At 72.7% G+C, this 15,203-nt stretch carries 8 protein-coding genes; 3 read left to right on the top strand and 5 right to left on the bottom strand.

Translation table 11 applies throughout. The annotated features are described in order from the left end of the window. Positions 1 to 6: 6 nt before the first annotated feature. The 5 genes from recD to QTI45_RS23965 are packed head-to-tail and all read right to left on the bottom strand — an operon-like array spanning position 7 to position 13,197. Entirely contained in the window at positions 7 to 2,127 is a 2,121-nt protein-coding gene (gene recD, locus QTI45_RS23985) for an exodeoxyribonuclease V subunit alpha (protein ID WP_286656086.1), read from the bottom strand. Beyond that, complete coding sequence (gene recB / locus QTI45_RS23980) at positions 2,124 to 5,855, bottom strand: exodeoxyribonuclease V subunit beta (RefSeq protein WP_286656085.1); 3,732 nt, start codon at positions 5,853 to 5,855, stop codon at positions 2,124 to 2,126. The genes recD and recB overlap by 4 nt, the downstream gene beginning before the upstream one ends. Then, entirely contained in the window at positions 5,852 to 9,373 is a 3,522-nt protein-coding gene (gene recC / locus QTI45_RS23975; protein ID WP_286656084.1) for an exodeoxyribonuclease V subunit gamma, read from the bottom strand. The genes recB and recC overlap by 4 nt, the downstream gene beginning before the upstream one ends. A 15-nt stretch (positions 9,374 to 9,388) precedes the next feature. After that, positions 9,389 to 12,049 carry an AAA family ATPase gene (locus QTI45_RS23970; protein WP_286656083.1) on the bottom strand — a complete coding sequence of 887 codons (2,661 nt, stop codon included), beginning with the start codon at positions 12,047 to 12,049 and terminating at the stop codon, positions 9,389 to 9,391. Next, positions 12,046 to 13,197, bottom strand: a complete 1,152-nt coding sequence (locus QTI45_RS23965; RefSeq protein WP_286656082.1) for a metallophosphoesterase family protein — start codon at positions 13,195 to 13,197, stop codon at positions 12,046 to 12,048. Before QTI45_RS23965 ends, QTI45_RS23970 begins: the two co-directional genes overlap by 4 nt. 95 nt (positions 13,198 to 13,292) lie before the next feature. Between QTI45_RS23965 and QTI45_RS23960 the strand changes: the two genes are divergently transcribed. From QTI45_RS23960 to rpoZ, 3 genes are all read left to right on the top strand, one after another. Further along, positions 13,293 to 14,231, top strand: a complete 939-nt coding sequence (locus QTI45_RS23960) for a WYL domain-containing protein (protein WP_286656081.1) — start codon at positions 13,293 to 13,295, stop codon at positions 14,229 to 14,231. A gap of 65 nt (positions 14,232 to 14,296) precedes the next feature. Continuing rightward, positions 14,297 to 14,917, top strand: a complete 621-nt coding sequence (gene gmk / locus QTI45_RS23955; RefSeq protein WP_286369933.1) for a guanylate kinase — start codon at positions 14,297 to 14,299, stop codon at positions 14,915 to 14,917. A 32-nt stretch (positions 14,918 to 14,949) separates the two neighbouring features. Then, complete coding sequence (gene rpoZ / locus QTI45_RS23950; protein ID WP_019656435.1) at positions 14,950 to 15,153, top strand: DNA-directed RNA polymerase subunit omega; 204 nt, start codon at positions 14,950 to 14,952, stop codon at positions 15,151 to 15,153. The last annotated feature ends 50 nt before the right edge of the window (positions 15,154 to 15,203 follow it).

The raw sequence follows: 15,203 nt of genomic DNA, 5'->3' as shown, positions 1-15,203 counted from the left end.
CCCGGCTCAGGGGGCGCGCAGGCCCAGCCCCCCGACCCGCTCGACCCGCTTGCGCACCGCGCCCTGCATCACCTCGGGTGCCGCCACCAGCGTGAACCAGTGGCGGGCCCGCGTGATGCCGGTGTAGACCAACTCGCGCGTCAGCACCGGGCTGGCCCGCTCGGGCAGCAGCAGCGCGGCATGCGCGAACTCGGAGCCCTGCGACTTGTGGACCGTCATCGCGAACACGGTCTCGACCGCGCGCAGCCGGCTCGGCAGCACCCAGCGGATGCCGCCCTGGCCGTCGCCGGCCGCGAAGGCCACGCGCAGGGTCCAGCGCGGGCGCTGCTCGCCGGGCACCCAGGCCGGCATCGCCAAGGTGACGCCGACGTCGCCGTTCATCAGGCCCAGGCCATAGTCGTTGCGGGTGACCAGCACCGGGCGGCCCGGGTACCAGCCGCCATGCTCGGCTTCGAGCAGGCCCTCGGCGCGCAGCAGGCCGGCGATGCGCTGGTTCAGCCCCGCGACGCCCTGCGGGCCGCTGCGCAAGGCACACAGCAGCTGGAACTGGCCATAGGCCGCGAGCACCCCGAGCGCCCAGGCGTCGAAGTCGGCCTGCGGGGCATCGATGCCGGGCTTGCCCTGGCTCATCCGCGTCAGGTAGTGGCGGTAGCCGGCCGGCGGCGGCACGGCCTTGCCGCCCTCGACGCGCCCCGCCCCCTGGCCCGCGAAGCCCTCGGGCGCGCCATCGACCACCAGCCGGCGCAGCGCCGCGTCGTCGAGGCTGCGCTGCTGCGACAGGTCGGCATAGCCGCGATCGAAGACGCGCCGCACCGCACCGGCGTCGCCCGCATTGACCGCCTCGGCCAGCTTCCCGATGCCGCTGGCGGCGCTGAAGCGATGGCTGATGCGCAGCTTGACCACCGCCTGGTCGAGCGGGCTGCCCGCGGCATCGCACAGCTCGGGCTCGAGGATCTCGCCGGTGACGGCCTCCAGCCAGGTCGCGGTCCCGGCGCTGTAGTGGCCCGCGTCGGCGCGCTGGCAGAGATCGCCCAGCACGGCGCCGGCCTCCACCGAAGCGAGCTGGTCCTTGTCGCCGAGCAGGATCAGCGGCGCATGCGGCGGCAGCGCAGCGAAGACGGCGGCCATCATCTCGAGATCGAGCATCGAGGCTTCGTCGATCACCAGCAGATCGAGCGCCAGCGGGTTGCGCGCATCGTGGCGGAAGTGCCGCGTGTCGGGGCGGCTGCCGAGCAGCCGGTGCACGGTCGTGACCTCGGTCGGAATCGCCGCCCGCACCGCCGCCGGATCGGCCAGCCCTTCGAGCGGCAGGCGCGCGACCGCGCCGGCGATCGACTCGTTGAGCCGCGCCGCCGCCTTGCCGGTGGGCGCGGCCAGCCGGATGCGCAGGCGTCGACCCTCCCCGCCGGCCAGCGCCAGCTGCTGCAGCACCGCCAGCAGGCGCACCACGGTGGTCGTCTTGCCGGTGCCGGGGCCGCCGGTGACGATGCCGAAGTGCTGCCGTGCGGCCAGCGCGCAGGCGATCTTCTGCCAGTCGGTGGCGGCGCCGTCGCGGTGCGGGAACAGCGCGTCGAGCGCGGCCGCCAGCGTGGCCTGCGACTCGGGCGCCGCCGCCGCGGTCGGCAGCGCCACGCGCTCGGCGATGGCGGCCCGCACCGATTGCTCGTACTGCCAGTAGCGGCGCAGGTACAGGCGATGGCCGATGCGCACCAGCGGGGTTGCGCCGGGACCGCTGCCGACCAGCGCGGCATGCGTCAGCGCCTTGGTCCAGCGCGCCAGCGTCACGCCGGCCAGCAAGGCCGAAGGCGCGGTGATCGGCGCGGCATCCTCGGCGGCGCGCGCTGCGCCTTCGGGCGGCATCGACAGCGCCAGGCCCGCATCGGCCAGCGCCGCCTGCAGGTCGAGGCAGGCATGGCCGCGGCCCAGCTGGTGGCTGGCGAGCGCGGCGCCGAGGATCAGCAGCGGATCGGCATCGGGCGACTTCTGCGCCAGGAAGGCCGCGAAGCTGCGATCGAGCGCCCGCAGCCAGCCTTCGGCGACCCAGCGGTCGAGGTCGGCGAGCAGCGGCGCATGGCGCGCGGGCAGCGGGCCGAGGAAGACACCGGCGGACATCGGGGACGTCTTCATGCGGTCTGCTCCATCGCAGGCAGCGCCGCGCCGCCGAACAGCGCGTCGAGCGCATCGATCAGGACCTTGGGCGGCCGCTCGCAGTGCAGCCCCTGGCCCGGCGCCGCATGGCCGCGCAGGAACAGGTAGACCGCGCCGCCGACATGGCGCTCGTAGTCGTAGTCGGGGAGCCGCGAACGCAGCAGCCGGTGCAGCGCGAACACATAGAGCACGTACTGCAATTCGTAGCGGTGCTGCAGCACGGCATCGCGCAGCGCGGCGGGCGTGTAGTCGGCGTCGCGCGGACCGAGCCAGTTGGACTTGTAGTCGGCCACGAAGTAGTGGCCCTCATGCTCGAACACGAGGTCGATGTAGCCCTTGAGCATGCCGTTGAGCTGCTGCGGCAGCAGCGGCGCACGCGGCGCGCCGCCGAGCGTGTGGCGGCAGACCAGGGCGTCGAGCGCGCGCAGGTCGACCTGCTGCACGCCGAACCAGAACTCCATCTCGATCTGGACCCGGCCCAGCGATGCCGGGGCGACGGCGCCGGACTGCAGCGCGCCGAGGTCCAGCGGCGCTGCCAGCCAGCCCAGCAGCCACTCGCGCAGCGGCTCGGTCCAGGTGCTCCAGCCGCTCAGGTTGCAGCGCCGGGCGATCAGGTCGGCCAGGTCGGCCTGTGCGGCCGCGTCGGCGCGCAGGCGCGCGAAACCCTGGCGGCCGACCCATTCGAGCAGGCCGTGCAGGAAGCTGCCGGGGCCGGCGCCGCGCGGGAAGTCGTGCAGGCTGCCGGCGCTGGCTGCGGGCGCATCGGCGTCGCCTTCGGGCCCTGCGGCGTCGGAGCGGCTGTCGGCGTAGATGTCCTCGGCGGCGCTGGCCGGCGTCGGCGGCAGGGCGAGGCGCGTTGCCGGCTCGCCGAGCGCCAGCGCGGCCTCGTCGTCGAGCGTGTCGGCGGCCCGGCTCAGCGCCGAATAGCTGGCGATCCACCAGCGCTCGCGCGGGCCCGGGGGCAGCGCGGGCTCGGGCGCCAGCTGCGGGGCGGCGGCGACCGGCCGATAGCAGGCATCGCCGGCCTCGGGCGCGGTCTCGACCGCGATCGCCGCACTGGTCTTGGCGAGTTCGAGCAAGGCCTCGGTCAGCGCCGGGGCCGACAGCGGCGCGCCCCCGCCCAGCAGATAGCCGAGCGCGCTGCGCTCCACGCCGGCGAGCGGCGCGACGCCGATCCAGGTCGCATGGCGGGCCCGTGTCAGCGCCACGTAGAGCTTGCGCAGGTCCTCGCCGAGGCGCTCGCGGTCGACGCGGGCCAGCGCCTCGTCGTCGGCCTGCAGCGCGACCACCAGGCGCCCCTCCTGGTCGTGCCACTTGAGCGGCAGGTCGGTGGCCTTGGCGGCGCGGAAGGCGGTGGCGAAGGGCAGGAAGACCAGCGGGTATTCGAGCCCCTTCGACTTGTGCACGGTGACCACCTTGACCAGGTCGGCATCGCTTTCGAGGCGCAGCTTGCGCGCCTCGTTCTCGCTGCCGCTGTCGTCGCGCTGCTCGGCCAGCCAGCGGATCAGCGCGTGCTCGCCGTCGAGCTGCGCGCTGGCCTGCTGCAGCAGCTCGGCCAGGTGCAGCAGGTCGGTCAGCGTGCGCTCGTCGCCCGCGGCCAGCAGGCGTTGCGGCACGCCGAAATCGCTGAGCAGGTGGCGCAGCATCGGCAGCACGCCCTGGCGCCGCCAGGTCTGCTGGTAGCGGCGGAACTGCAGCACGCGCGCTTCCCATTGCAGCTCGTCGTGGTTGAGGCGGTCGAGCTCGCTCCAGGCGAGCGCCAGCGCGGCGCTGCCGAGCGCGGCGCGCAGCGGACGGTCGTCGTCGGGCTCGGCGCAGGCCGCCAGCCAGCGCTGCAGCTCGGCCGCCACCGGGCTCTGGAAGACCGAATCCTTGTCCGACAGGTAGACGCTGCGCACGCCGCGCCGGGCCAGTGCCTGGCGCACCGCAGTCGCCTCGCGCCCGCTGTTGACCAGCACCGCGACATCGCCGGGCTGCACGCCGCGCAAGGCCGCGCCTTGCTTGGCGAAGCCGGTGAGGCCGGCCAGGCCATCGGCGAGCAGGCGCACGATCTCGGCGGCGCAGGCGGTGGCCAGCAGGCGCTGGGCCTCGCCGTTGCCGGGGGGCGGGTCGCCGGCCAGCGTCCAGCACGTGAGCGCGGGCGCCGGTTCGCCGGCCACGGTCCAGCGCTCGCTGCGGCCCCGGGCCTGCACCGCGAGGAAGGGCAGCGGGTTCTCGCCGCGCTCGCGGAACAGGAAGGCACCCTGCCCTTCTTCACGCGCCTCGGCCTGCAGGAAGACGCGGTTGACCGCCTCGACCATCGCCGGCGTCGAGCGGAAGTTGGTGCCCAGAGTGGCGAGCCGGCCCTCGGTGTCGCGGCGCGCCGCCAGGTAGGTGTGGATGTCGGCGCCGCGGAAGGCGTAGATCGCCTGCTTGGGGTCGCCGATCAGCACCACCGCGGTGTCCTGCGCATTGGCGGCGATGCCGTAGACGGCGTCGAAGATGCGGTACTGCAGCGGATCCGTGTCCTGGAATTCGTCGATCAGCGCGACCGGGAACTGGCGCCGGATCAGGGCCGCGAGGCGCTCGCCGTTGGGGCCCTGCAGCGCGGCGTCGAGCCGGGTCAGCAGTTCGTCGAAGCCCATCTGGGCACGGCGCGCCTGTTCGTCGGCGAAGCGCGCGGCGGTCCAGGCGGCGGCGTGGCGCAGCAGGTCCTGGCGGCCGTCGGGCAGGGCCCTGACCGCCTCCTGCAGGTCGGCCAGCGCGAGCAGGCCAGGATGGCGCAGCAGCGCAGTGTCGCCGCTCCAGTCGCTCCCCAATCCGGCCGGCGTGAGGCGCTCCCAGGCGGTCTTGGTCAACTCGGGCAGCAGCGCATCGCCCTCGGCCCAGTCGCGCAGCTTCTGCATCCATTCCTTGCGCTTGGGCAGCTTGCACTGCTTGGCCGCGACCGCCGCCTCGAGCCCGGCCTGGAGCCCGGCGGCCCAGCCCTGCTCGCCGGCCCACGGCGCCTTGAGCACGGACAACGCGCGACCGGTGTGGTCGCGCGCGTGCTGCAGTGCCGCGGCGGGCGGCCGGCCTTCGCCGAGCACCTCGCTCAGGCCGACCAGATTCTCGACCGCCTTCAGCAAGGCATCGGGCGTGGCCCACCAGCCATGCACCTGCGTCGCATCGGCGGCAGACAGCGGCGTGAAGAAGCTGCGCCAGTAGTCGCGCACGACCTCGGCCTGCAGTTCGCGCTGGTCGGTTTCGAGCGTCTGCGTGAACAGGGCGCCGCTGTCGAAGGCATGCTCGCGCAGCATGCGGTTGCACCAGCCGTGGATGGTGGACACCGCGGCCTCGTCCATCCATTCGGCCGCGAGGCGCAAGGTGCGCGCGCAGGCCAGCCATTGCGCCGGCGGATAGCCGGCGCGCAGGTCGTGCAGCAGGTCCTCGCCCGGGGGCCTGGGCGGCACGGTCGCCGGGTCCGCAAGGAAGGCCTCGGCCGCCTCGGCCAGCCGGGCGCGGATGCGGTCGCGCAGCTCCTTGGTGGCGGCGTCGGTGAAGGTGACGACCAGGATCTCGGGCGGCGCCAGCGGGCGCGTGAAGGCGGCCTCGCCGCCGTGCCCGAGCACCAGGCGCAGGTACAGGGCGGCGATCGTGAAGGTCTTGCCGGTGCCGGCACTGGCTTCGATCAGCCGGCTGCCGCGCAACGGAAAGCTCAACGGCTCCAGCAGCGAGGGCAATGTCATGCGGTCTCCTTGGCCGACGCCCGGGCGACCGCGTCGCTCATCGGCTTCAGCAGCGCGACCGCCCAGCGGGCGAACTCGCCATCGGCCCAGAGCGCGTCGAAATCGGGGTAGGCGCGAGCCAGGTAGGCGTTGCCGTCGCATTCGCCGAACTTGCCGTACTGCGGGTCGCTGTCCTCGTAGGTGGCGCGCGCGGCTTCGCGCGGCGTGCCCGCGCTCGGATCGGCCGCGGAACCGCCCTTGCCCAGCCAGGCGAGCGCACTGCGCAACGCCATCGGCAGCGGACGGTCCAGGCCTTGCTGCCACGCCTCGAGCAGCTGCGACCAGCAGGCCCGGGCCTGCTGCGGGTCCAGCGGCTCGAGCGTGACGACGCCGGCCTTGCTGACGATGCGGCTGGTGATCGATCCGCCCTCCAGATGCGCCGCCACGTGCGCGACCCAGAACGGCACCAGCTTGTCGAGGCGGTAGCGCTTGTCCTTGACCAGGCTGCCGCTGTCGAGCAGCAGGCGGCAGCGCTCGCCCTGCGCGTTGGCCCGCAGGCCGCCGAGCCAATCCGACAGGCGCAGCGGCTCCGCAAGGCCTTCGGGCAGATGGTCGAGCGCCGCGTCGGGCAGCGCCTCGGGCCATTCGGCCAGGGCCTTCGCGTACTCGGCGAACATCTTCTCCATCGGCTCGGCCAGGCGCTGCTGCGCGAGGTCGGCGAAGTGGCCGGCCGGCAACTCGCCGCGCCGCGCCATGCGTGCGAGTTGCGCGGCCATCGCCTCCTCGCGCGAGTCGCCGGACTCCAGGGCGGCGCGCTGGGCCTGGATCAGCTCGTTCTGCAACTGCCAGTTTTCCAGCGCGTCGAGGGCGAAGGGCTCCTCGTCTTCGCCGACCGGATCGTCGGCCTCGAAGTGGATGCCCAGGCGCTGCCGGAAGAAGCTGCGCACCGGGTCCTTGAGGAAGTCGGCCAGCAGGCGCAGCGTGAGCGGACCGTCGAAGGCCCAGGGCGCCAGCGGCGGTGCATCCCGCGCATCGGCCGACGGCTGCGCCAGCAGCCCGGCCCGCCATTCGCGCGCATGGCTGAACAGGCGCGCATCGCCGCCGAGCGTGAAGTAGGCCGGGTGGAAGGGCTGCAGCCGGTGCTCGACAGTCAGCGCGTGCAGCAGGTGCTCGCCCGTTTCCTTCGGCGTCGGCGATGCGTCGCCCGCCAGGCGCCAGCCCGCCGCGAGATGGTCGCGCAGCTGCGCCACCAGCACCGAGGGGGGCCGCTCCGAATGGTCGAGGATGCTGCGGCCGACCCAGCTGATGTGCAGCCGCTCGCGCGCCGACAGCAGCGCCTCGAGGAACAGGTAGCGGTCGTCCTCGCGCCGGGAGCGGTCGCCGGGCCGCCAGTCGTGGCCCATCAGGTCGAAGTCCATCGGCACGCGGCTGCGCGGGTAGTCGCCGTCGTTCATGCCCAGCAGCGCCACCACGCGGAACGGGATCGCGCGCATCGGCATCAAGGTCGCGAAAGTCACGGCGCCGGCGAAGAAGGGCTGGTTGAGCGTCGGCTGGTCGATCTGCGCCAGCCAGTGCTCGCGCACCACCGACAGCGGGATCTCCTCGGCCATCGCGGCGTTGGCGCAGGCGTCGAGCCACTGCTGCAGCGAGATCTCGAGCCGCCTCAGCGTGAAGCCGTCGCTGTCCTCGTCGGCGACGAAGAAGTCGGCCAGCAGCGCGCGCAGCCGCTCGCCCCAGGTCGCGGGCCTGGCCGGCGTGGCCAGCGTGCGCCAGTGCGATTCGAGCGTGGCCAGCAGCTGCACCAGCGGCCCGAGCAGCGCGGCGTCGAGCCCGCCCACCTCGTCGAGCGGCTCGACCTCCCCCCAGGCCTCGCCGCTGCCCACGGCATAGCCCAGCAGCATGCGTTGAAGGCCGAAGTCCCAGCTGTTCTGCGCCAGCGCCTCGGGCAGGTCGAGCATGCGGCGCTGCTCGGCGTGCAGGCCCCAGCGGATATTGGCCGCCGAGATCCAGCGATGCAGCAGCGGCAGCTGGTTCTCGTCGATGCCGAAGCGCTCGCGCAGCGCCGGCACCTCGAGCCAGTCGAGCAGGTCGCTGACCGCGATGCGCGACTGCGGCAGGACCAGCAGCTTCTCGAGCGCGCCGAGCAGCGGATCGTGGTGGCGCTGGCCCTGGTCGGCCAGCGTGTAGGGCACATGGCGCGGATCGTCGGCGGCGAGCAGGCCGAACACGGCCTGGATGTGCGGCGCGTAGGTGGCGACGTCGGGCACCATCACGATCACGTCGCGCGGACGCAGCGTGGCATCGGCCGCGAAGGCCGACAGCAGCTGGTCGTGCAGCACCTCGACCTCGCGCTGCGGGCCGTGCGTGATGTGAAAGCGGATCGAGTGGTCGGCCCGTGCATCGAGCGCCGGCCAGGTCTTGCGGGTCTCGGCCAGCGGGCGCAGGTCGCGGATGTCGTCCTGCAGCTGGCGCAGCAGCGTGTCCTGCGGGTTGGCGTCGAAGCAGTCGATGCGCTGGCCGATGGCATCGAAATGCTGCGCGTAGGCCTCCTGCGCGTCATGGACATCGAGCAGGCGGATGAAGTCGCGGCCCTGCTTGCCCCAGGCGGCCAGCAGCGGCTGCGCGTGCAGGTGCAGGCTCTCCTCGGCGATCGCGCCTTCGCCGCCCGGACGCCGGCGCTGCCGCAGGCGCTCGGCGCGCAGCAGGTCCTTGTCGGCCACGATGTGCGACCAGTCGTGCTCGCAGGGGTTGTGCACGCACATCAGGACCTGCATCCAGCGCCCTAGCGCGCCCAGCACTTCGAGCGACTGCTGCGGCAGCGAGGAGATGCCGAACACCACCAGCCGCCGCGGCAGGCCGGCCGGCCGCTCGCCCTGCCAGCCCGCGGCCGCGGCCATAAAGCGCTGGTGCACGGCGGCCCGGCTCTGGGCGGCACCCGCGGCGCCGACATCGCCCTGCAGCGCGCGCCACAGGCGCGGCTGCCAGCGCAGCTCGTCGGGCACCGGCTGGGCGCCGGTCCGGCTGGCGACGATCAGGTCCTGGCCCTCGGCCCAGCCGGCCAGCCAGTCGGCGCGATAGACCTGGTACTGGTCGAACAGGTCGGCCAGGCGCTCGGCCAGTTGGTGGCGCTTGCGCAGGTCGGCGTCGTCGGCCAGGAAGCGGCGCAGCGGCGCGAACACCTCCTCGCCGAGCAGGGCGGGCAGCAGGCGCATCAGCCGCCACACCAGCAGCGGCTTGTCGAAGGGCGATGCCGCGGGCACGGCCTCGGCGCCCAGCACTGCGCGGTAGGCCTGCCAGATGAAGGCGGCCGGCAGTTCGGTCTGCAGCGCGGCGGCGATGCCGATGCCGCCCTGCGCCGCATCGCGCGCCAGCGACAGCTTGAGCCACTGCGCCACGCCGTTGCTCTGCACCAGCACCCATTCGTCCTCCAGCGGCGCCAGGGGATGGCGCGCCATCCAGGCCAGCATCAGGTCGCGCAGCGCTTCCGGATGGTTGCCGTGGACGGCCATGAAGCCGGGCAGGAGAACGGGGTCGGTCATCGACAGCGCTCCGCTTCAGGCCAGCGGCCGCACGGCCACGCCCATGTCCTGCCAATTCTGCGGATGGCAGGTGAACAGCAGCACCTGATGCCGCAGGGCGGCATCGAAAAGCACCCGCTTCATCTGCGCCAGGCGCGGCGCATCGCTGTGCACCAGCGCATCGTCGAGGATCAGCAGCGTCGGCCGGCCCGCCTGCTGCAGCAGGTCGGCGTAGGCGAAGCGGCTGATCAGGCCGAGCTGCTCGCGGGCGCCGAAGCTCAGCTCCTGCACCTGGCCCGATTCGGTGGCGCCGCCCTCCTGCGTGCGCGTCAGGGTGCCCGGCGAGAGGCCGGCGTCGATCTGCACCGTGGCGCCGGGCAGCAACAGCGGCAGGTAGTGCTGCAGGCGCTCCTGCAGCGGCGCCTGCAGCCGGGCCAGCGTGGCCTGGCGCTTGGCGTCGAGCTTGCCGCACAGGAGGTCGAGCGCCTCGGCACGGCGCTGCAGTTCGCCATGGCGGCGCCGGGCCTGGGCCAGCCGGCCGGCGACGCCGTCGCGCTGTTCCTCCAGCCCTTGGGCGCCGGCCTGCTGCAGCGTGTTCTCGAGCAGCAGGATGTCCTCGCGGCGCTGCTGGTGGCTGCGCGTCATCTGCTCGATGCTGCGCTGCAGGCGATCGATGTCCTGGGCCACGATGTCGGGCCGGGCCTCGCGCACCTGCGCACTGGCCTCGTCGATCCGCGCTGCCAGCGCGGCGTGCTCGGCGCCGGTGCTCAGCAATTGCTGCTGTGCCTCGGCCTGGCGCTGCATGCGCGCCGGGTCGGCCAGCGCAGCCTGGGCCGCACGCTGTTCCTGCTGCGCCGTGCCATGAAGGCTCTGCGCGGCGGCTTGCCGGCGCTGTGCCTGGACCAGGGACGCGGCCGTGCGCTCTTCGGTGGCCGCCGCCGCATCCTGTTCGGCCTCGGCCTGGTCCTGGGGCAGCACGGGTTCGGCCGGCGCGACCGGCAGTCGAGCCAGCGCCTCTTGTGCGGTGCGGATGCGCGACTGCGCCTCGGCCTGGGCGCCGCGCAGCGGCTCCAGCCCCTTCGGCGCGACGATCGCGAGTGCCTGCTCGGCCAGCCGCATCTGCGCCTGGCGGTCGTCGACCGCGGCGAGCCGGGCCTGGGCCTCTGCAAGGCCGGCCAGGCCGAGCGCCTGCAGCGCGGCCTGAAGCGCCTGTTGCGCCTGCCCATGGCTGCGGGCGAGCTGCGCCAGGTCTTCGCCGCCCGGCGTGATGATCAGTTCGCCGCCGCCCGGCAGCTGGAGCGTGGTCGGCGCGTCGAGCAGCCGCTCGCCGGAGGCCTGCAGGCCGAGGCTCTCGCCGTGGCTGCGAAGGCCCAGGGTCTGGCCTTCGGGCAGGTTGAACTGCAGCCGCGTGGCGACGGCCTGGCGTCGCAGCGCGGCATCGCGTTCGGCGCGCTCGAGTTCGAGCAGCTTCTGGACCTGCGCCTTGCCGATGGTGGGCGCCGCGGCGGCCCCGTCGCGCAGCGCGGCCAGCCGCTGCAGAGCCTCTTGCGCGCGCTGCAGTGCATCCGCGCTGCGAGCCGCTTCGGCCTCGGCCTGCAGCAGCTGCTGCCGCAGGCTGTCGCGCTGGCCTTCCTGGCGGGCGATGCGCGAAGCCTCGCGGGCGCCGTGGGCACGCGCGCGGGCCGCCTCGGCATGCTGGCGCGCCGTGCCCACGGCGGCATCGGCAGCCTGCAGTTGCTCCTCTGCCTGGGCCAGGGCCTGCCCGCGGGCGGCGGCGTCGGCCTGCTGCCGCGCCAGGCCTTCGAGCTCCTTGGCGAGCAGGCCGCGCGTGCCTTCGAGCTGAAGCAGCCGGGCCCGGTCGCCCTGCAGCTGCGCCTGGCTCGCCTGCAGCGCCTGCTGACGCTGGCGCGCGGCAGCCAGGTCCTGGCGCAACGCTTCCCAGGGCTGGACCGTGTCGTCGATCCGGTGCTGCTGGCGCAGCGCAGCCAGCTGGTCGACCTGCTGGCGGTAGGTGGCGATCTGGCCGTCGAGCGCATCGGCCTGCGATTGCAGGGTGGCGATCGCCTCGGCCGCCTCGAGGTAGGCGGCGCGCGGCTTGCCGGTGCTGGTCAGCAGCTCGTTGCGCTGGTCGCGGAAGCGGTCGAGCAGCTCGTCGCCGCCGGTGGCCGCCAGCGCACCCGCCGCGGCACCGACCTGGCCCTGCAGCGCATCGTGCAGGTGGTCGCGCGCGGGGTCCACGTCCAGCTCCTGGCCGCGTCCCTGCTCGACCCACAGCAGGCCCGGAATGCCCCAGTGCTCGGGCTTGCTGGCCCCCTTGCTCGCGAAGGCGAAGCCGAAGCTCTGGGCCAGGTGGTCTTCGGCGTCGGTGCCGTCCAGCGTGCGCACGCCGATGCGCAGCGTGCAGCGCTTCTTGCCGAGGAAGCTCTTGACCAGCTGGTGCGGCTGGCCGTCGAGCACGAAGTCCAGCTCGATCTGCGGCGTTGCGCTGCTGCCCTCGCCCCAGGGCCGCAGATCGTCGACCACGGTGGACCGATGGCGCTCGAAGAAGGCGGCGCGGATGGCGCGCACCAGCGTGCTCTTGCCGGCCTCGTTGGGGCCGGCGAGGATGTTGAGCCCGGGCTCGAAGCCGCGCAGTTCCAGCGGCTTGCGAAAGCGCCGAAGCTGGTCGACGCGCAGGCGGGTGATGTGCAGCGTCATGCGGGCGCTGCCTCCAGCGGAACGATCGCCACGGCCGGCGCGCGCTGGACCAGCGCGGTGGCCAGCAGGGCGAGCGCGTCCTGCGCCACCCTGGACTGCGGATCGCTGCCGGCCTGGGCCTCGCGCAGCTCGGCGATCACCTCGCCCAGGTAGCCGTCGGCCTGCAGGCCGGCGATGTCCTCGTCGGTCGGCACCATCTGCAGCGCCGACAGGTCGGCCTGCAGATGGCGCGACCGCGCCTCGGCGCTGCCGACCGCGGCCTGCAGCCGCTGCCGGCCTGCCAGGTCGATGCGGCCCTGGACGCGCAGGTCGACCACGTCCTGGGCGCCGAGCCCGGCAAGCTCCTCCAGCAGTGCGTCGAGGTCGCTCGCGACATGCAGGTGGGTCGCCAGCAGATGCCAATGGAACTGGCCGACCGCCAGCGGCGTGACCTGCGGCTCGCCCCCCGGCGCGGCGATCTCCACCAGCAGCGCCTGGCCGGCATCGTTGGCCTTGAAGCGGTCGGGTTCGGGCGTGCCGGCGTACCAGGTGCGGGCGTCGATGCGCTTGCAGCCATGCCAGTCGCCCAGCGCCAGGTAGTCCAGGCGAGCGCTGGCGGCGCGCTCGGGCGCCAGCGGATTGGCCGAGTCGATGCCCTCGGCCAGGATGCCCTGCACGCTGCCGTGCCCGAGCCCGATGCGCAGCAGGCCGGGCGGCGTCTCGGCCGTGTCGAACCACGCCGTCAGGTCGTTGTAGGTGTGGCGCTGCGTCAGCGGGGCCGGCAGCACCGCGAAGCCCTGCGCCTCGAACAGCCGAAGCTCGGGCGTCAGCAGCAGGTGGGCATTCGCCGGCACGGCGGCAAGCCGCTCGGCCCGGGTCCAGACGCTTTCGGCCAGGGCCGCGTCGTGGTTGCCGGGAATCATCAACCAGGGGCCGGCATAGCCCGCCAGCGCATTGAACAGGCGGCGCACGGTGCGGTCCGACACGGTCTGGGCGTCGAACACGTCGCCCGCGACCAGCACCGCGTCGACCCGGTGCTCGGTCGCCAGCGCGGCCAGGCGCTCGACCGCGGCGATGCGCGCCTCGGCCAGGATCGGCGCGTGCTCGGGGTCGAAGGTGGCGAACTGGCGCCCGATCTGCCAGTCGGCGGTGTGCAGGAAGCGTGTCATGGTGCGTTGTACCTTTCCGCCATTACATCATCATTTTGATGATAATAAATTCTCTTTTTGATCTTTTATAGTGACGATCAGGTTACCATCGCCCCATGCCGCCGATTCCCCGCGCCCAGCTCGAACGCCTGTCGTACATCGACTTCCGGCTGTACTTCCTGGGTCAGCTGCGGCGTTCCGACCTGGTCGCCAGGTTCGGCACCGGTCCGGCCGGCGCCACGCGGGACATCGCGCAGTACCGCGAAGCGGCGCCCGGCAACCTCGAGTTCGACGGCACCCGCAAGCTCTATCTGCCCAGCGCCTCGTTCAAGCCGCTGTTCGAGCATGCGCCGCAGCGCGTGCTGAGCGCCCTGTCGCAGGGTTTCGGACAGGGTGCGGCCGAAGCGCTGTCGCCGCTGTTGCGCTGCGAGATCCCGAGCGCGCTCAGCGTGCCGCGCATGAGCGTGCTGGCCCCCGTCACCCGCGCCATCCATTGCGGCAAGGCGCTGCGGCTGGTCTACCACTCGCTGTCCGGGCAACCGGGCGAACGCGAGCTGGTGCCTTTCGCGCTGGTCGACTCGGGCGTTCGATGGCATGTCCGGGCCTTCGACCGCAAGTCGGCCGAGTTCCGCGATTTCGTGCTGACCCGGATCGAGTCCCCGGTGGTGATCGAGCACGGCGAGGTCGGCCGCCACGAGACGGCCGAGCACGATGTCCAGTGGAGCCGCATCGTCGAGCTCGAACTGGTGCCCCACCCCTCGCACCCTCGCCCCGACGTGATCCGCCTCGACTACGACATGCCCGATGGCGTGCTGCGCATCAAGGTGAGGGCCGCCAACGCCGGCTACATGCTGCGCCGCTGGAACGTCGACTGCTCGCCCGGGCTGCGCCTGCGCGGCCCCGAGTACGCGCTCGGCCTGGCCGACCCGCTGGTGCTCTACGGCGCAGCCAATGCGCTGCTGGCGCCGGGCTACCGTCCCCCGGTCGCCGCAGCCTCGGCTGATAAACTACAGGGTTCCCGCCAACGCGACGACACCCCAGAATCCAGCCGCTGAACAGAGCCGCCGAGGCCGCCGAGGCGTCCTCAGGCCTGGGCCGCCGGGCATCGAACAAAGCATCCATGGACTATCCCGGCAACATCTTCGTGGTCGCTGCGCCCAGCGGCGCCGGCAAATCGAGCCTCGTCAAGGCCCTGATGGAGCTCGACTCCGCGGTCCAGCCCTCGGTCTCGCACACCACCCGCCCGCCGCGCGGCCAGGAGAAGCACGGCCGCGAGTACTTCTTCGCCTCCCACCCCGAGTTCGACGCCATGGTCGAGGCCGACGCCTTCGTCGAATGGGCGCACGTGCACGGCCAGCGCTACGGCACCTCCAAGAAGGCCATCGAAGAACGCATCGCCCAGGGCGCCGACGTGATCCTCGAGATCGACTTCCAGGGCGCGCTGCAGATCCGCAAGACCTTCGCCAACGCGGTGATGATCTTCATCCTGCCGCCGAGCTGGGAAGAGCTGCGCTCGCGGCTCGAACGCCGTGGCGAGGACAGCGCCTCGATCATCGAATTGCGCCTCCAGAATGCCGCCGAAGAGATGGCGCGTGCATCGGAATTCGACTTCGTTATAATCAACGAGGTATTTGAGCGCGCACTTTTCGACCTGAAAGCGATCGTCCACGCTCAGCGGCTGCGCTACTCCGCACAGCGCCGCGCTCGCGCCGACACCTTCGCCGCGCTGAACATCCCCTGAAACGACCCCAAAGTCCGCACCGAAAGATCCTCATGGCCCGCATCACCGTCGAAGATTGCCTCGTTCACATCCCGAACCGCTTCCAGCTCGTGCTGGCCGCCACCTACCGCGCGCGCATGCTGAGCCAGGGCCACGCCCCGAAGATCGAAAGCAAGAACAAGCCGGCCGTGACCGCGCTGCGCGAGATCGCCGAAGGCAAGATCGGCCTCGAGATGCTCAAGAAGGTCCCCGGCTGATAAGTTGATGCTCACATGCAACAAGGAAGCACCGTACGCGGTGCTTTTTT

It is taken from the genome of Variovorax saccharolyticus, assembly GCF_030316765.1.
Taxonomy (GTDB): domain Bacteria; phylum Pseudomonadota; class Gammaproteobacteria; order Burkholderiales; family Burkholderiaceae_C; genus Variovorax; species Variovorax saccharolyticus.
This window is presented reverse-complemented; position numbering and strand designations above follow the sequence as displayed.

Coding starts and splice junctions, on each gene's coding strand:
- recD (WP_286656086.1), bottom strand. CDS start 2,127: ATGAAGACGTCCCCGATGTCCGCCGGTGTCTTCCTCGGCCCGCTGCCC.
- recB (WP_286656085.1), bottom strand. CDS start 5,855: ATGACATTGCCCTCGCTGCTGGAGCCGTTGAGCTTTCCGTTGCGCGGC.
- recC (WP_286656084.1), bottom strand. CDS start 9,373: ATGACCGACCCCGTTCTCCTGCCCGGCTTCATGGCCGTCCACGGCAAC.
- QTI45_RS23970 (WP_286656083.1), bottom strand. CDS start 12,049: ATGACGCTGCACATCACCCGCCTGCGCGTCGACCAGCTTCGGCGCTTT.
- QTI45_RS23965 (WP_286656082.1), bottom strand. CDS start 13,197: ATGACACGCTTCCTGCACACCGCCGACTGGCAGATCGGGCGCCAGTTC.
- QTI45_RS23960 (WP_286656081.1), top strand. CDS start 13,293: ATGCCGCCGATTCCCCGCGCCCAGCTCGAACGCCTGTCGTACATCGAC.
- gmk (WP_286369933.1), top strand. CDS start 14,297: ATGGACTATCCCGGCAACATCTTCGTGGTCGCTGCGCCCAGCGGCGCC.
- rpoZ (WP_019656435.1), top strand. CDS start 14,950: ATGGCCCGCATCACCGTCGAAGATTGCCTCGTTCACATCCCGAACCGC.